The organism is Flavobacterium sp. PL12 (assembly GCF_039123485.1).
Lineage (GTDB): Bacteria > Bacteroidota > Bacteroidia > Flavobacteriales > Flavobacteriaceae > Flavobacterium > Flavobacterium weaverense.
This window is the reverse complement of the sequence record NZ_JBANDI010000040.1, coordinates 1-17,384: the sequence shown is the minus strand read 5'-3', so window position 1 is coordinate 17,384 and position 17,384 is coordinate 1. Positions and strand designations below refer to the sequence as shown.

Below are 17,384 nucleotides of genomic sequence, written 5' to 3'. Positions count from 1 at the left end.
TTTTTTAAGTTCTAGATATCTCATAATGAGATAAATATACGGAATTTATGATGTATAAACAATAAAATACGACATTATTTTATTCTAATTACTTATTTTTTAAATTGGAAAATCATTAGAGTTAAATTTTTTTAAAAAAGGTTTTAGAAACTGAATCATTCGCCATTACTTATTTAATTTTTTATCTTTTTGACAGTGAAAATCCTCTTCATATATTTTTGTCGAAAAAGTAAATTTTGAGCAATTTGTAACTAATTCAATAATTACTGCTTTTCTTACTAATTGATGATTAGGAGATAAAGTGTTGCTAAAATTACACTATTGATATTTTTAAGATGATGGAATGATTTTTCGTGCATAAAATTTCGAATTAGCTCTTTTACATTTTATTCGCTTTTGTTTAACAATTCGTAAAGCGTTATAGAAGAGTAGAGCTGATATTTAAGGATTTCTCTAAATTTTATGTAAAACACTTTAAATTCATTATAAATAACGGTCAAATGGTTGTGGTTGCTATCTAATTACTTTATTTTTGTAATATTTTTTAAAACAAATTATTCTAATATTATGGCAAAATCTGCATTATTGAAGTCGTCTATAGCTAAAAAAGTAGCAATGGCGCTTTCAGGAATCTTTTTGATGTTGTTTCTAGCACAGCATTTCTTTATTAATATGACTTCGGTTTTTAGCGCCGATACATTTAATTCAATTTCTCACTTCATGGGGAATAATCCATTGGTTCAGTATGTTATTCAGCCAATATTAATTCTTGGAGTGATTTTTCACTTTATAATGGGTATTGTTTTAGAGCTTAAAAACAGAAGCGCTAGACCTATTTCGTATGCTAAAAACAACGGAGCAGCTAATTCTTCTTGGTCTTCTAGAAACATGATTATTACAGGTGCTGTAATTTTTGCTTTCTTAGGAGTTCACTTTTACGATTTTTGGTTTCCAGAAATGGTTTACAAATACGTTGATGTTAACCCATTGAACGAAACTAGATATTTCCACGAGTTGGTGGCAAAATTTGAAAGTCCAGTTCGTACCGCTTTGTATTCAGTTTCTTTCATATTGTTGTCATTACACTTATGGCACGGCTTCAACTCTTCAATGCAATCCGTAGGATTTAATAATAAATACTCAGTGGCATTACATAAATTAGGATACGTTTTTGCAATTGTAGTTCCTTTCGGATTTATTTTTATTGCATTATTTCATCATTTCAATCATTAATATTCAATTATAATGGCATTAGACTCAAAAATACCAAATGGCCCAATTGCGGACAAATGGACAAATTATAAAGATCATATTAATTTAGTTAACCCTGCAAACAAACGTAATCTTGATATTATTGTTGTTGGTACAGGATTAGCTGGAGGTTCAGCTGCTGCAACTTTAGCAGAGCTAGGATATAACGTTAAAGCATTTTGTTTCCAAGATTCGCCACGTCGTGCGCACTCAATCGCTGCACAAGGAGGAATTAATGCTGCAAAAAATTACCAAGGCGATGGAGATTCAACTTTCAGATTGTTTTACGATACTGTAAAAGGAGGAGATTACCGCGCTCGTGAAGCAAACGTGCACCGTTTAGCTGAAGTTTCTACAAATATTATTGACCAGTGTGTGGCTCAAGGAGTTCCATTGGCACGTGAATATGGTGGATTGTTAGACAATAGATCTTTTGGTGGAGCATTAGTTTCTAGAACTTTCTATGCTAGAGGTCAAACAGGTCAGCAACTTTTATTAGGAGCTTACTCTGCAATGAACCGTCAAATAGGTCGTGGAAAAATAAAAATGCATAACCGTCACGAGATGCTAGATTTAGTAATTGTAAACGGAAAAGCAAGAGGAATTATCGCTCGTAACTTGATTACTGGTGAAATAGAAAGACATTCAGCTCACGCAGTTGTAATTGCTTCTGGTGGATATGGTAATGTATTTTTCCTTTCTACAAATGCAATGGGATCTAACGCTACTGCAGCTTGGAAAATCCACAAAAAAGGAGCATTCTTCGCAAATCCTTGTTATACACAAATTCACCCAACATGTATCCCAGTTTCTGGAGATCACCAATCGAAATTAACTTTGATGTCAGAGTCGTTGCGTAATGACGGTCGTATTTGGGTTCCTGCAAAATTAGAAGATGCGCAAGCAATTCGTGATGGTAAAAAGAAACCAACAGAATTAACTGAAGTAGAAAGAGATTATTACTTAGAAAGAAGATATCCAGCTTTTGGAAACTTAGTTCCTCGTGATGTTGCTTCTCGTGCTGCTAAAGAAAGATGTGATGCTGGTTATGGTGTAAATAAAACTGGTGAAGCTGTTTACCTTGATTTTGCTGCGGCAATTCAACGTTACGGAAAAGAGCAAGTTTTAATTCGCCACTTAGATGCAAACGATAAAGAACTGATCATTAAATTAGGAACAGAAGTAGTTTCTAATAAGTATGGTAACTTGTTCCAAATGTATTATAAGATTGTTGATGAAGATCCTTATAAAACTCCAATGATGATTTACCCTGCGGTACATTACACAATGGGTGGTACTTGGGTTGATTATAATTTACAAACTACAATTCCTGGATGTTTCTCAATTGGGGAATCTAACTTTTCTGATCACGGAGCAAATAGACTGGGAGCTTCTGCGTTAATGCAAGGTTTAGCTGATGGTTATTTTGTATTGCCTTACACAATAGGTGATTATTTATCTCCAGATATTAAAATGGGACCTATCTCAACTGACTTACCTGAATTTGCTGAAGCAGAGAAAAATGTAAAAGATCAGATAGATCGATTCATGAATACTAATGGAACACATTCTGTTGACTACTTTCATAGAAAATTAGGAAAAATTATGTGGGACAAAGTAGGTATGGCTCGAAATGAACAAGGATTGAACGAGGCGATTTCTGAAATTTCAGCGCTACGTGAGGCATTTTACAAAGACGTTAAAATTCCAGGTGTAGCTAATAGTTTCAATCAAGAATTAGAAAAAGCGACTCGTGTTGCCGATTTCTTAGAATTAGGTGAGTTGTTTGCTAAAGATGCATTACACCGTAATGAATCTTGTGGAGGACACTTCCGTGAAGAATATCAAACTCCTGAAGGTGAAGCTCAGCGTGATGATGAAAATTTTGCGTACGTAGCAGCATGGGAGTACACTGGCAAACCAAGTGATGCAATTTTGCACAAAGAAAATCTAGTGTTTGATAACGTTAAATTAGTTCAGAGAAATTACAAATAGAAATTAGTCTAAGGTTAAAAGATCATCTCCTTTGAAAATAGAGGATTTGGCGATTAACATTATGACTTTCAAACTAATAAAAGTATGAAACTTACATTAAAAATATGGCGTCAAAAAAACGCCCAAGATAAAGGAGCAATGGTCGATTATCAAATCGATGGAATTGAGCCAGATATGTCATTTTTAGAAATGCTTGACGTTTTCAATCAAGATTTAATGGGTAAAGGTGGTGAACCAGTTGCATTTGATCATGATTGCCGTGAAGGAATTTGTGGAATGTGTTCTTTATACATTAATGGTGAAGCACACGGACCAGATAGAGGAGTAACGACTTGTCAACTACACATGCGTATGTTTAAGGATGGTGATACGATTACCATCGAGCCTTTCCGTGCAGCTGCGTTTCCAGTAATAAAAGATTTAGTAGTTAACAGAAGTGCTTTTGATAGAATTCAACATGCCGGAGGATTTATATCTGTAAACACTTCGGGTAAAACTGTCGACGCTAATGCAATTCCAATAAAGAAAGAGGATGCTGATAAAGCATTTGATGCTGCATCTTGTATTGGTTGTGGAGCTTGTGTTGCTAGTTGTAAAAACTCATCTGCAATGTTATTTGTTGCTGCAAAAGTATCGCAATACGCTTTATTGCCACAAGGAAGACTTGAGGCTACAGATCGTGTGTTAAATATGGTAGCTCAAATGGATGCTGAAGGTTTTGGTAACTGTACTAATACTGGAGCATGTGAAGTAGAATGTCCTAAAGGTATTTCTCTAGAGAATATTGCTCGTATGAATAGAGAGTATTTATCTGCAAGTTTAAAAGGATAATAATATTAATAGTTCCTGAAGAGGAATTATCATACATATTTAAAAACGCATTCATTAAATTGAATGCGTTTTTTTATTTCAGATTTATTTAAAATAACTTAGTCTTTCCATCCCCACGGTGCAGAAGGCGTTGCGGCTGTTTTAGTTAAATCAAACTTCACTGTAAAAAGTCTATCTGAGCCAATACGTCTTAAATTATAAGTGAAAGATGTTTCGTCTATTGTAATCCACCAAACATTAGAAGCTGCATAGGGAATTAAGTCAGTAGTTTGCTGATCAGCTGGAAAAAACTGTAATGCTGGACTACCTGAATTTGTAGTCGTTCCTCCGTATTGCGTTACCTTATCTTCTGAGCCATCTTCTAAACGGTGGTCGTGCTTGAGTTGGATTCGGTCATCTTTATAAGTCAGAACCCAAGTTCTAGATTTATCATCTCCAACGAAAAAGGGAATTCGGATTGCGGTTTCATCACAATTTCGAATATGCATTACTAATTTTTTATTTCGAAAAGCATCATTGTCAGCACCTTCTGTAACCACTCCTTCGTAGGATTTTCCGTAATGCTTTTTAAGGTTTTCCCAAAATTGCTTTGACGATGATTGTTCTTGTCCAAATGCAAAAAAAGAAATTAGCATCGAGCATATAGCGATTGTCTTTTTCATGTTTTTTTTGCTAATATAGCGAACTTAAACTACCTTGTTAATTGTTATTTTTTAAAAAATAAAACAATGCAAGTTATCTTAATACAAGGTCCGTTGATTTGGGAAAAACCCAAATTAAATCGTGATTACTTCGAAGAAAAAATAAGTGAAATTTTGGAACAGATTGATCTAATTGTTCTACCTGAAATGTTTACTACTGGTTTTACAATGAATCCTTCTGCTGTTGCAGAGTCGATGCAGGGAGAAACCGTTGCGTGGCTTAAATCTTTTGCCAAAGCTAAAAAATGTGCAATCACAGGAAGTATTGTTATCCAGGAAAACGATAACTTTTATAATAGAATGTTGTTTGTATTTCCCTCAGGCGAAATTCAGCATTATGACAAGAGTCATTTATTTACTTTAGCAGGTGAAGAAAAAGTATATAAACCAGGAAATCAAAAAGTTATTGTTGACTATTTAGGATGGAAGATTTGTATGTTAGTCTGTTACGATTTACGCTTTCCAGTATTGTCCCGAAATGTTGAGGATTATGACTTGCTAATATATGTCGCTAATTGGCCTCAAATAAGAATTAATGCTTGGGATTCATTGCTAAAAGCTAGAGCAATTGAAAATATGAGTTACGTATTAGGAGTTAATAGAACTGGCATCGACGACAATGGTCATTCTTACAACGGACATTCTCAAATTATTGATTGCTTGGGTAATTATGTTGTTGAGCCTGAAGAAGAAGAAGGTTTATTAAAGGGGATTTTAAATAAAAGTGAATTAATTGAGATGCGTAATAAGTTTGGCTTTTTAAATGATAAAGATAATTTTGAACTTAAATTTAAAAATTAGATTTTTTCTTATCATCTATTTTCTTTTTTGGTTCGGGAGTATATGGAATCGACAAATCAAATATTTGTTCCACATCCCAGTTAGCACGAACATCAATTTCCTTTGAAAAATAAATAACTTCCTCTGAATATCTCTTTTCTAAATAATTTCCTGAATCATAGAATTTGTTTTTATTTTCATCATAAATTGCTCTAAGTGTGAATTTAGCAGGCTCTAAAAGATTAAAATCTAGTGTAGTCGCACTCTCTGAATATTCAGATGCTAGAACTATTCCTTTATCGTCAGTTAACTCTATAATCATTGGAAATCTTTTTACATTTTCTAACTTAATACGTAAATTACCATAATCAGAAGTGTTCTGTGTAGTTGCTTTAAATAAAAGTGTATCATTTGATTTTTCAAAAAAATCAGTTAATCCGCCAGGTAAGATTTTTAAACTATATTTTTCCGAAGGTTCTTTTTTAAAGTCAATATATAGTTGCTGTGTAAATTCATCATATTCTGTCGTAAAAGGAACTGAGATAGAATCTTTACTTATTAAATTTATTTTTGTTTTGTCAAAACGAACTAATGGTGTACTACTTTCTAATGTGTAGCGATTTCGAAAATGCAGAGTTCCGTTATAAAGTGCAGTTACATTTAAAGTATCTTTTTTTTGATCTTTAATTTTGAACACAAAATTATTTACGTACTTATTGTTGGATATGTTGAGTGCTAACGAATCTGCTTTTAGTGGCTTAAACCAAACTTGGAGCGAATCTTTTTTTGCTAGTTGCGTTACTATAGTAGGTAGAACTTCGTTTTTGCTTTTGAGCGTTATTTTGGCTTTTGCAGCAGCAGTTCTAGCATCTCCTTCATAGCCTATGAATATCTTGTTTCCTGACGCTTGAGTAGGTTTAAAAGCTTTAAAAGGTAGTGTCTCTTTAAACAATTCTAGTTCGTAGATAGTGTCATTAGGAATGGTGATGTACTGCTTGTGAAAGCCTATTTTATCTGTTTTTGGATTGTATTTATTATTGCTATTTTGATCTTTCATTGCGATAAGAAGATATTTTCCCGCTTTAAGATTTTCTAATCGAAATGTTTTTAAGCTGTCTAAAGTGTTTGTGACATATCGAGGTGTTTCTTTGTAGACAATAGAATCTATGAATTTATCATTTATTTCATAAAGCATAACAGATACAAATGATTCTGCTTCTTTATTAAGTGCACTTTTAATTTTTCCTCCAAGACTTAATGAATCTATAAATGCGCCTGTAGAAAAAATATATTTAAATTGATTATATGGATTTTCCTCGTTGTTGTCTGCAATACTCTGTCCAAAGTTAATGCTGTAGGTGGTGTTGGGCTGTAAAGTATCTTTTAACTTTATTGTAATCGTTTTGCTAGCTGTTGTAGGTAAAATAAGTGGCTCGTTTTTCATTGGTGGAGAAATGATCAACTGCTTCTTCAGATTTTTTAGTTTAATATTTTCATCAAATACTAACTTTATCTGGTCCCCTTTAAAATTGGTGCTGAAGTTTTCGGGAAAACTAATTTTTAAGACAGGCGCGATAGTGTCTTTTAATCCGCCAGTTATGGAACCTCTTTTTGCGCAACCAAAAATTGCAAAAAGTAATAATAGTAAAACGTATTTCATATTGTTTTTCAACATAACAAGTCGTAAATTAGATTGTACAAAATAACAATTATAATCAACGTGATTTAATATTTTTATAAAATTATTATGAATCGTCTTGATTAAATATCTTTTTCTTAAAATGTACAAATCTGTATTTTTAATTTCTAATTTTACATATATAATTTAAAGAAAGTATAATTGATGCTAGTTTTAGTGCCTTCGAATAAAACGCTTATAAAATAAATTGACATATAATGAGGAAAATAGAACATATTGGCATCGCTGTAAAGGATTTAGAAGTTTCCAATTTAGTTTTCGAAAAACTTTTTGGTGCGCCAGCTTACAAGTTTGAGGAAGTTGAAAGTGAAGGCGTATCGACCTCTTTCTTTATGAACGGTCCTAATAAAATTGAACTTTTGGCTGCTACTAATCCAGAAAGTCCCATTGCAAATTTTATAGATAAGAAAGGTGAAGGGATTCATCATATCGCTTTTGATGTAGAAGATATTGTTTCTGAAATTGCTCGTTTAAAAGGAGAAGGCTTCATTGTATTAAATGAAATTCCAAAAAATGGAGCTGATAATAAGTTAGTTGCCTTTTTGCATCCTAAAAGCACTAATGGTGTTTTAATAGAATTGTGTCAAGAGATTAAATAGTTTTGATTTCGATTATTATAGTCCTAATAGTCAGTCGGTTTGTGAAACAGAGGTTTTATTTTCTAAATAAAGAACAAATCAAATTAAAAAATATTTGGAGCAAACGAAAAATAGTAGTAATATTGCAAACTCTAAACCGGTCCTATAGCTCAGCTGGTTAGAGCACCTGACTCATAATCAGGTGGTCCCTGGTTCGAGCCCAGGTGGGACCACTCTCTAAATCAAGCCTTTACAGAAATGTAAAGGCTTTTTTGTGCTCTGTAATATTGCTTAGTGCCACCTTGATTTATGGTAATTTTCTACTTTTAGTTTTTTATTCAAAGTAAAGTCTTAATTTGCGTAAGGATTAAATTACCTTTATAGCGCAAATTATTCCAAAATGTTTTTTTATAAAATATATGAAAATAAGTAGAAAAGTTGTTTTATTCTTTGTTGTATGCTTATTTCATTTTCTGAAAATTTTTGCATATGTTAAGCAGACTCCACCTCCTCCAACACAATTTTCAAGTAGTGATGGCACTCCACCACCACCTCCTGGTATGGATATTGACGAGAACCTAACTACACTTGTGATAATGGCAATAATTTTTGGAATTTATATCATTTATAATCAACAAGCTAAAACAAAAAAAACTCCAATTTAAATTGGAGTTTTTTGCTTTTAAAATGGATTATTTATTAGCATATAATCGAGACACATATTTCCCAATCACATCAAATTCTAAATTTATTTTTGTTCCAACTTTAAAAGAGTTAAAATTAGTGTGCTCATAAGTATATGGAATAATTGCAACGCTAAATTGATTTTGCTTTGAATCAACTACAGTTAAACTTACGCCATTTACTGTTATAGAACCTTTCTCAATAGTAATATTGTTCGGTCCTTTATCATATTCAAAAGTATACAACCAGCTCCCGTCCGTTTCTTCTGCAAGAATGCAAGTTCCTGTTTGATCTACATGTCCTTGAACAATATGGCCGTCCAGTCTATCACCGAGCTTCATAGCTCTTTCAAGATTAACGGTGTCTCCAACATTCCAATCTGATAAGTTTGTTTTTTTAACTGTTTCGTCTATTGCGGTTACGCTGTAAGATGTATCAGTAATAGCAACAACAGTGAGGCATATTCCATTATGTGCAACGCTTTGATCTATCTTAAGCTCGCTAGTAATTGATGAATGCATCGTAATATGCAAGTTTGTGTTCTCTTTTTTTATTTCTTGGATTGTGCCAAGGGTTTCTACGATTCCTGTAAACATTTCTTGTTTTATTTTACTAAATTTGCACTTCAAAATTAGCAATAAATAACGGTATGTCATCATGAAAAAAGCAGAAAATATAATCGTAGGAATTTCTATTGGAGATTTAAACGGTATTGGAAGCGAGGTTATTTTAAAAACATTCGAGGATGCTCGTATGTTGGAATTATGTACTCCGGTAATATTTGCAAATGTTAAATTATTATCCTTTGTTAAAAAAAGTTTTCAATCAACTTCTTTGCTCCACGGGATTGATAAATTAGACCAAATTGTTGTTGGTAAAATTAACGTATTAAACGTTTGGAAAGAAGTTGTTGACCTGAAGCTTGGAGAAAGTGACGCTAAAGCAGGTGAGTATGCTATAAAATCTTTTATAGCTGCAACAAATGCTCTGAAGGATGGTTTAGTTGATGTTCTCGTAACAGCACCAATAAATAAATATAACATTCAATCTGATGAATTTAAATTTCCTGGTCATACAGATTATTTAGATCAGGAATTAGAGGGTAATGCGCTGATGTTAATGGTTCAAGATTCATTAAGAGTAGGTTTATTGACTGACCATATTCCCTTAAACGAAGTTGCTTCTCATTTGACGGAGGAATTAATTAGAAAGAAAATTGAAACAGTTAAGCAATCATTGATTCAGGATTTCAGTATAAATAAGCCTAAGATTGCAGTATTAGGTTTAAATCCTCACTGTGGTGATGGCGGTGTAATAGGAACAGAGGACGATTCGATTATAAAGCCTGCGCTAAAAAAACTTTTTGAAAAAGGAACTTTAGTTTTTGGTCCTTTTTCTGCGGATGGATTTTTTGGAAGCAATCAATACGAGAAATATGATGCTGTTATTGCAACTTATCATGATCAAGGTTTGATTCCATTTAAAACGTTATCTTTTGGTAATGGTGTTAACTATACTGCTGGATTAAATAAAATTAGAACTTCTCCAGATCATGGGACTGCTTACGATATTGCCGGTAAAGGTATTGCAGATTTCAATTCGTTTAAAGAGGCGGTATATGTGGCATTAGACATTTATAATTCTAGAAATCAATATGCAGAAATCAGTATAAAACCATTGAAAACAAAAGAAAAGTAGTTGTGAACAAAAAAAAGTGAATAACATTATTAGATTTGCAATAATTTTATATCTTTGCACTCCCGAAGTTTAGGGGAAAATTGTTGTTGAAATGAAGAATACAAAAGAATATTTAATTCCTTTTATAGGATTAAAGCCAGGAAAACATCATTTTGAGTATCAAATCACTAACGAGTTCTTTGAAATCTTTGATTACAGTGAATATCAAGATTCAAATATCAAAGTAAACGTAGTTTTAGAGAAGAAAAGCACGTTATTAGAGTTGGATTTTGTTCATAAAGGTTCCGTAAATGTTCCTTGTGACTTAACTAGCGAAGATTTTGATTTGCCAATCAAAGGCAAGATGAAATTAATTGTTCGTTTTGGCGAAGAATTTAATAATGAAAACGAAGAATTACTGATTTTGCCTCATGGAGAATTTGAGGTAGATATTGCACAATACATTTATGAAATGATTGTGTTGTCAGTACCTTTACGACGGGTTCACCCAGGAGTGAAAGATGGAAGTTTAAAAACGGAAGCCTTGACAAAACTGAATGAACTAAAAGTAAAGGAAGATAAAAAAGAGATTAAAAAAGAAGAAAATATAGACCCACGTTGGGACAAATTAAAGCAACTATTAACGGATAAATAATATAGTAAAATGGCGCATCCTAAGAGAAAAATCTCCAAAACAAGAAGAGATAAGAGAAGAACACATTACAAAGCTACTGTAGCACAAATCGCTACTTGCCCAATCACTGGGGAAGCACATTTGTATCACAGAGCATATTGGCATGAAGGTAAAATGTATTACAGAGGGCAAGTTGTTATAGATAAATCTGTAGCCGTTGCTTAATACATTTTGTAAATAATATCCGAACTCTCACATCGTGAGAGTTTTTTTGTTGTTTATTATTTTTGTTAAATAAGAAGTTCCAAGTTAAAGAGAATGGAATTTTTTTTGTAATTTTCACGTCTTTAAAAATTTTCAAATGGTAACATTTGACTAGAAATAAATTGCACACAATGAATAAAATCACAGCCGCAATTACCGCTGTTGGAGCTTACGTTCCAGACTTTGTTCTTACCAACAAAGCTCTTGAAGTGATAGTCGATACAAATGATGAGTGGATTACCTCTCGTACAGGAATAAAAGAAAGAAGGATTCTCAAAGATGAAGATAAAGGAACTTCTTTTTTGGCAATAAAGGCTGCTCAAGATTTATTAGCTAAAGCCAATATTGATCCTTTAGAAATAGATTTGTTGATTATGGCAACTGCAACTCCAGATATGCCAGTAGCATCTACAGGTGTTTATGTAGCTACAGAAATTGGAGCTACAAATGCTTTTGCTTATGATTTACAAGCTGCATGTTCTAGTTTTTTGTTTGGTATGTCAACCGCCGCAGCTTATATAGAATCAGGTAGATACAAGAAAGTGCTATTAATAGGTGCAGATAAAATGTCGTCTATCGTTGATTATACAGATCGTTCGACTTGTATAATTTTTGGTGATGGTGCGGGAGCAGTTTTATTTGAGCCAAATTACGAAGGATTAGGTTTGCAGGATGAATATCTACGCAGTGATGGAATAGGAAGAGATTTCTTGAAAATTGATGCCGGTGGTTCACTCAATCCTACGACGATGGAAACTGTTACTCAAAACAGACACAATATTATACAAGATGGAAAAACTGTTTTCAAATATGCTGTAACTAATATGGCAGATTCAAGCGAATTAATCGTAAAGAGAAATAACTTGACTAATGAAGACGTGGATTGGTTAGTGCCTCATCAAGCTAACAAACGTATAATAGATGCTACAGCAAACAGAATGAATTTAGAAGATTCTAAAGTGCTAATGAATATTGAAAAATACGGAAACACTACGTCAGCTACTTTACCCTTAGTACTTAATGATTTCGAGCATTTATTCAAAAAAGGAGATAATATAATTCTTGCTGCCTTTGGAGGTGGATTCACTTGGGGATCTATTTATCTAAAATGGGCTTACGATAAAAAATAAATTTAAACTAAAAACAAATAATTATGGATTTAAAAGAAATTCAAAATCTAATCAAATTTGTAGCAAATTCAGGAGTTGCAGAAGTTAAGTTGGAAATGGATGATGTAAAAATCACCATCAGAACAACTTTAGAAGGAAATACAACTGAAACAACATATGTTCAACAAATGCCCGCTCAAAACGCACTTCAGCAAGCAGCTCCAGTAGCAGCAGCTCCAGTAGTAGCGGTTCCCGAAGCAGCAGCGGTTGAAAATGCACATTATATTACTATAAAATCTCCAATTATTGGAACATTCTATAGAAAACCATCTCCAGACAAACCTATGTTTGTTGAAGTTGGAAAAAATATCGCTCAAGGTGATGTTCTTTGTGTAATTGAAGCGATGAAATTATTTAATGAAATTGAATCTGAAATCTCTGGTAAAATTGTAAAAGTATTGGTAGACGATATGTCTCCAGTTGAATTTGACCAACCTTTATTCTTAGTAGATCCGTCATAACATTTTTAAATTCCAAATTCCAAATTTCAAATCAGTAGATGTGGAATTTGGAATTTGTCATTTGAATTTTAAATTAAAAGAAGATGTTTAAAAAAATATTAATTGCAAATAGAGGTGAAATTGCTTTACGTATCATTAGAACATGTAAAGAAATGGGCATAAAGACAGTAGCTGTTTATTCTACTGCTGATGCTGAAAGCCTGCATGTTAAGTTTGCTGACGAAGCTGTTTGTATAGGACCGCCTCAAAGTAATTTGTCGTATTTAAAGATGTCAAATATTATTGCTGCTGCAGAAATTACAAATGCAGATGCAATTCATCCAGGATATGGGTTTCTTTCTGAAAACGCTAAGTTTTCTAAGATTTGTCAAGAACATGGTATCAAGTTTATTGGTGCTTCCCCGGAAATGATTGATAGAATGGGAGATAAAGCTTCTGCTAAATCAACAATGATTGAAGCTGGAGTTCCTTGTGTACCTGGTTCAGTTGGTATTTTAGAGTCCTACGAGCAAGCTCTTCAATTGTCTAGGGAATTTGGATATCCAGTTATGCTTAAAGCAACTGCCGGTGGTGGTGGAAAAGGAATGAGAGCAGTTTGGAAAGAAGATGAATTATTAAAAGCATGGGAAGGTGCGAGACAAGAATCTGCTGCTGCTTTTGGTAATGACGGAATGTACTTAGAGAAATTAATCGAAGAACCTCGTCATATCGAAATTCAAGTTGTTGGTGATTCTTATGGAAAAGCATGTCATCTATCAGAAAGAGATTGTTCTGTTCAAAGACGTCATCAAAAATTAACTGAAGAAACACCTTCTCCATTCATGACGGATGATTTACGTCTTAAAATGGGTGAAGCTGCAGTGAAAGCTGCAGAGTTTATCAAATATGAAGGCGCTGGTACAGTTGAGTTCTTAGTGGATAAGCATCGTAATTTCTATTTTATGGAAATGAACACGCGTATACAAGTAGAGCATCCTATTACAGAACAAGTTATTGATTATGACTTAATTCGTGAGCAAATTTTAGTTGCTGCCGGAGTACCAATTACAGGTAAAAATTATTTACCAAAATTGCATGCAATCGAATGCAGAATTAATGCAGAAGATCCTTATAATGATTTCCGTCCTTCACCAGGAAAAATCACTACGCTTCATATGCCAGGAGGACACGGTGTTCGTTTAGACACTCATGTTTACTCCGGTTATACTATTCCACCAAATTATGATTCTATGATTGCAAAGTTGATTACAACAGCGCAAACACGTGATGAAGCAATTAGCAAGATGAGAAGAGCTTTAGATGAATTCGTAATAGAAGGAATTAAAACAACTATTCCATTTCACAGACAGTTAATGGATGATCCACGTTACATTGCGGGTGATTACACAACTGCTTTTATGGATACTTTTAAAATGAATGATCCAGAATAAAAATTTTCTATTATAAATTATAAAACCTTGTAGCGATACAAGGTTTTTTTTGCTCTATATAAAAGTGTAAACGTGCAATATTTACCCGATAAATTTAAAGTTTACCCACATTGCTCATAAAGGTCTTATGACAAAAATTCTATAAGTGGCTTTAATTCAGTTTGTTAAATAGGTAAACGATAGTTGTTTTGGAAATGGTATGATTATTCTATTAGGCTATACAACTTAAACAGTAAATAATCATTAAAATAAATATCATGAAAAAATTAATCTTATCAGCAGCAATCGTTTTAGGAAGTTTCGCAACATACGCATCATCAGTTCCAAATAATAATGAGATCGTGAAAACAATTAATCTTCAAGAAGAATATACTGAAGTGAAAATCGAAGAGGTTCCAGAAGCTATTTCAAAAGCATTAAAAACAGCTTATCCAGATGCAGTTTTAGATAAAGCATACATAAATGATAAAAAGGAATACAAATTAGACATTACACTAGGAGATAAAAAAGGAAACCTTTTTGCAGATGAAAATGGTAAATGGATAACAAAATAATTTAAAAAATATATTAAAACAAAATAACACATAATATGAAAAAAGTAATCTTATCAGCAGCAATAGTATTAGGAAGTTTGACAACATACGCAACAGTAATTCCTAATTTAAATCTAGTAGTAAAAAGTATTATTCTTCAAGAAGAATATACGGAAGTTAAATTAGAAGAAGTGCCAGAAGCTATAATGAAAGCTCTAAAAGTTGCCTATCCAGATGCAGTTTTAAATGCTGCATTCGTTAATGCAAAAAAAGAATATAAATTAGATGTTACTGTTGGTGAAATTAAAGGAAATCTTTTTGCTGACGAAAACGGAAAATGGATTCAACAATAAATACTGAATCTAAGCTTTACATTTTATAACAAAGATAGGTAGTAGACATTTTTATTATTATGTAGTGCAATCAATGATTTACAGTTGGTAACCAGAAAGCTACTGTTAACGCGGGTGCCTATGGGAACTGTATAAATAAGTAATTGGGAAGGTTTTTATTTTTAAAAGAGAGATTGTTCAAACAATCTCTCTTTTTTTTGCAAAAAATTGGGACAATACTATTTAAATAACTTTATTTTAGCATTAAATGTTAAAAACGATGGCTAAAATTTTATTGATCGAAGATGATGTTCCTTTTTGCAAGTTATTGGAAAAGTTTCTTGTAAAAAATTCTTACGAGGTAACGATATCATTTTCAGCATCAGAGGCGAAAACAAAGATTAAAGAAGAATCATACGATCTCATCTTAACTGATTTAAGACTTCCTGACTATGACGGAATTGAACTTATGTCAGAAATTAAAGCGGAGTGTCCAGAAACTCCTGTCCTATTAATGACGGGTTACTCTGACGTGAATACTGCTGTTAAAGCGATAAAGAACGGTGCGGCTGATTACATCTCTAAGCCTTTCAATCCTGAAGAAGTTCTGATAGTTATTTCAAATGCCTTGGTTGATAAAGGAAGTGAAAAGTCAGAGAAAGTAGAGAAAATATCTAAAAATAAAAAAGAGGTTTTAAAAGTTAAAAGTAATTCTTTCGTTCAAGGAATTTCTTCAGCCTCTAAAAAACTAGCTGAATATATACAATTAGTAAGTCCGACAAATATGTCAGTTTTGATAATTGGCGAAAGCGGTACAGGAAAAGAGGTGATTGCAAAAAGCATCCATGAAAATAGTTCGCGAAAACAAACCAACTTTATTGCAGTTGATTGTGGTTCGATTCCGAAAGAATTAGCAGCAAGTGAATTTTTTGGTCATGTAAAGGGTTCTTTTACTGGAGCAATCCAAGACAAAATTGGTTTTTTTGAAGCTGCGAATGGCGGAACAATTTTCTTAGATGAAATAGGCAATCTTTCTTATGAAAATCAAATACAACTTTTGAGAGCATTACAGGAGCGAAAAATTAAGCCAGTAGGTAGTAATAAAGAAGTAGATGTTGATATAAGAATTATAACGGCTACAAATGAAGACTTAAGAGAAGCAGTTAAAAAAGGGGATTTTAGAGAAGATTTGTACCACAGAATTAATGAGTTCTCGATACATTCTCCTTCGTTGGTAGAAAGAGAAGAAGATTTAATGCTCTTTTCAGATTTTTTCCTCGAAAAATCCAATCAAGAACTAAACAAAGATGTCATCGGATTTTCTGCTGAAGTAATTAAGATTTTCCAAAATTACAGATGGCCTGGAAACCTTCGAGAACTCCAAAATTGTATCAAGAGAGCTACACTTTTAACGCAAGGAGATTTTGTTGAGAAATCTGCACTCCCTGCTGAGTTTTTTCAAAGCGAACAATCTTTGTCTGAGGAGTTTTCTTTATCAGAAAATGAAAAAGGAACAATTTTAGAGGCTTTAAACAGAACAAATAATAATAAAACAGAAGCAGCAAAGCTGCTAAAAATAAATAGAAAAACGCTTTATAATAAGTTGAAATCTTACGGAATCAATTAAGTAATTTCCTTTTCAAGTAGAGCAAAGAGTGCGGTAATTTTAGTTTTTAAAGACGTTACTTTCTCTTCTATTTCTTCTAATTTTAAATCTTCAAGTTCTAACTGATCTAATAAATTGCTTATCTCAAAAGCCTTTATTTGTTTGAACATTGGATTTATCTTGTGTGAAATACTTTTAATTTCTTTCCTATTTGATTTTGTGACAGCGTAATCTAATAGCACTATACTCTCATTAGTACTGCTCATAAATGTCTCTAGAATCTCATTTAATGCACTTTTGTCATCTGATAAAAACGATTTTAAAGCTTTCAATGAATATGATTTTTTACCATTAGCATGATTCTTTTCTAAATCAAATTTTATAGGAATTATGGTATTGTTCCTAATTGCTTTTATAGTAGAAAGTAGTGCTTTTGGAGTATATGGTTTGCGAATTACAGTTGTAAAACCTGCTTTTTTATAGTGGTCTATCTCTAAATCACCTCTGCCAGTAACTGCTATAATAGGTTGACTTTTTAAATTTATATACGAGCCATTTTGCAACTCCTTCAAAAACACAAAGCCATCCATTATCGGCATTTGAATATCAGTAATGACGAGATCAAAATTATTTGTCTCCGCCCATTGTAGGGCATCAACTGCATTACTAAGTAATGGTTAAAATTTAATGTCGTATTTTGTTCCAAAATTAGTCAGGACAAAATTTAATTTTTCTTTGAGGTTTTCGAATGATTTATAA

Annotated in this window: 18 protein-coding genes, 1 tRNA gene and 1 pseudogene; 16 read left to right on the top strand and 4 right to left on the bottom strand. The window is 32.7% G+C overall.

Features of this window, described 5'->3' with window-relative positions; all coding sequences use genetic code 11:
• Positions 1–567: 567 nt before the first annotated feature.
• The 3 genes from RCH19_RS14255 to RCH19_RS14245 all read left to right on the top strand — a co-directional run bounded on the left by RCH19_RS14255 (position 568) and on the right by RCH19_RS14245 (position 4,077).
• Positions 568–1,233, top strand: coding sequence for a succinate dehydrogenase cytochrome b subunit (locus RCH19_RS14255; protein ID WP_343023781.1), 666 nt, complete (start codon positions 568–570; stop codon positions 1,231–1,233).
• 12 nt (positions 1,234–1,245) lie between these two features.
• Positions 1,246–3,246: a fumarate reductase/succinate dehydrogenase flavoprotein subunit gene (locus RCH19_RS14250; RefSeq protein WP_343023780.1), complete on the top strand. Its 2,001-nt coding sequence runs from the start codon at positions 1,246–1,248 to the stop codon at positions 3,244–3,246.
• A gap of 84 nt (positions 3,247–3,330) precedes the next feature.
• A complete protein-coding gene (locus RCH19_RS14245; protein WP_343023779.1) occupies positions 3,331–4,077 on the top strand; it encodes a succinate dehydrogenase/fumarate reductase iron-sulfur subunit in 747 nt (248 codons plus the stop codon).
• Positions 4,078–4,175: 98 nt separating this feature from the next.
• Here the strand turns inward: RCH19_RS14245 and RCH19_RS14240 are convergent, their stop codons facing one another.
• Positions 4,176–4,739 (bottom strand): hypothetical protein, encoded by a 564-nt coding sequence (locus RCH19_RS14240; RefSeq protein WP_343023778.1) that lies wholly within the window; start codon positions 4,737–4,739, stop codon positions 4,176–4,178.
• Positions 4,740–4,805: 66 nt separating this feature from the next.
• Here RCH19_RS14240 and RCH19_RS14235 point away from each other — a divergent pair, with 66 nt between their 5' ends.
• Entirely contained in the window at positions 4,806–5,579 is a 774-nt protein-coding gene (locus RCH19_RS14235; RefSeq protein WP_343023777.1) for an amidohydrolase, read from the top strand.
• On the opposite strand, the gene RCH19_RS14230 is transcribed toward RCH19_RS14235, so the two are convergent.
• Positions 5,569–7,233, bottom strand: a complete 1,665-nt coding sequence (locus RCH19_RS14230; RefSeq protein ID WP_343023776.1) for an Ig-like domain-containing protein — start codon at positions 7,231–7,233, stop codon at positions 5,569–5,571. The two genes, RCH19_RS14235 and RCH19_RS14230, sit on opposite strands and share 11 nt — an antisense overlap.
• A gap of 221 nt (positions 7,234–7,454) precedes the next feature.
• Between RCH19_RS14230 and mce the strand changes: the two genes are divergently transcribed.
• From mce to RCH19_RS14215, 3 genes are all read left to right on the top strand, one after another.
• Positions 7,455–7,856 (top strand): methylmalonyl-CoA epimerase, encoded by a 402-nt coding sequence (mce, locus tag RCH19_RS14225; RefSeq protein ID WP_343023775.1) that lies wholly within the window; start codon positions 7,455–7,457, stop codon positions 7,854–7,856.
• Between the two features lie 138 nt (positions 7,857–7,994).
• Positions 7,995–8,068, top strand: a tRNA-Ile gene (locus RCH19_RS14220).
• A 186-nt stretch (positions 8,069–8,254) separates the two neighbouring features.
• A complete protein-coding gene (locus tag RCH19_RS14215) occupies positions 8,255–8,500 on the top strand; it encodes a hypothetical protein (RefSeq protein ID WP_343023774.1) in 246 nt (81 codons plus the stop codon).
• 27 nt (positions 8,501–8,527) lie between these two features.
• Here RCH19_RS14215 and RCH19_RS14210 read toward each other — a convergent pair whose 3' ends face one another.
• Positions 8,528–9,115: a riboflavin synthase gene (locus RCH19_RS14210; RefSeq protein ID WP_343023773.1), complete on the bottom strand. Its 588-nt coding sequence runs from the start codon at positions 9,113–9,115 to the stop codon at positions 8,528–8,530.
• Positions 9,116–9,173: 58 nt separating this feature from the next.
• Here RCH19_RS14210 and pdxA point away from each other — a divergent pair, with 58 nt between their 5' ends.
• The 9 genes from pdxA (at position 9,174) to RCH19_RS14165 (ending at position 16,646) form a co-directional block, all read left to right on the top strand.
• Positions 9,174–10,217 carry a 4-hydroxythreonine-4-phosphate dehydrogenase PdxA gene (gene pdxA / locus RCH19_RS14205; RefSeq protein WP_343023782.1) on the top strand — a complete coding sequence of 348 codons (1,044 nt, stop codon included), beginning with the start codon at positions 9,174–9,176 and terminating at the stop codon, positions 10,215–10,217.
• A gap of 91 nt (positions 10,218–10,308) precedes the next feature.
• On the top strand, positions 10,309–10,851 hold the full coding sequence (locus RCH19_RS14200) for a DUF177 domain-containing protein (protein WP_343023772.1): 543 nt from the start codon (positions 10,309–10,311) through the stop codon (positions 10,849–10,851).
• A 9-nt stretch (positions 10,852–10,860) separates the two neighbouring features.
• A complete protein-coding gene (gene rpmF / locus RCH19_RS14195) occupies positions 10,861–11,055 on the top strand; it encodes a 50S ribosomal protein L32 (protein ID WP_007137315.1) in 195 nt (64 codons plus the stop codon).
• Between the two features lie 170 nt (positions 11,056–11,225).
• Positions 11,226–12,224, top strand: a complete 999-nt coding sequence (locus tag RCH19_RS14190; protein WP_343023771.1) for a beta-ketoacyl-ACP synthase III — start codon at positions 11,226–11,228, stop codon at positions 12,222–12,224.
• Between the two features lie 23 nt (positions 12,225–12,247).
• Positions 12,248–12,724 carry an acetyl-CoA carboxylase biotin carboxyl carrier protein gene (gene accB, locus RCH19_RS14185; RefSeq protein WP_343023770.1) on the top strand — a complete coding sequence of 159 codons (477 nt, stop codon included), beginning with the start codon at positions 12,248–12,250 and terminating at the stop codon, positions 12,722–12,724.
• Positions 12,725–12,807: 83 nt separating this feature from the next.
• A complete protein-coding gene (gene accC / locus RCH19_RS14180) occupies positions 12,808–14,154 on the top strand; it encodes an acetyl-CoA carboxylase biotin carboxylase subunit (RefSeq protein WP_343023769.1) in 1,347 nt (448 codons plus the stop codon).
• 257 nt (positions 14,155–14,411) lie between these two features.
• Positions 14,412–14,708, top strand: coding sequence for a hypothetical protein (locus RCH19_RS14175; protein WP_343023768.1), 297 nt, complete (start codon positions 14,412–14,414; stop codon positions 14,706–14,708).
• 35 nt (positions 14,709–14,743) lie between these two features.
• Positions 14,744–15,040 (top strand): hypothetical protein, encoded by a 297-nt coding sequence (locus RCH19_RS14170; RefSeq protein WP_343023767.1) that lies wholly within the window; start codon positions 14,744–14,746, stop codon positions 15,038–15,040.
• A 259-nt stretch (positions 15,041–15,299) separates the two neighbouring features.
• Complete coding sequence (locus RCH19_RS14165) at positions 15,300–16,646, top strand: sigma-54 dependent transcriptional regulator (RefSeq protein WP_343023766.1); 1,347 nt, start codon at positions 15,300–15,302, stop codon at positions 16,644–16,646.
• On the opposite strand, the pseudogene RCH19_RS14160 reads toward RCH19_RS14165, so the two are convergent.
• Positions 16,643–17,281: pseudogene (locus RCH19_RS14160) on the bottom strand (response regulator); the annotation flags it as partial. The gene RCH19_RS14165 and the pseudogene RCH19_RS14160 overlap by 4 nt on opposite strands.
• Positions 17,282–17,384 lie beyond the last annotated feature (103 nt).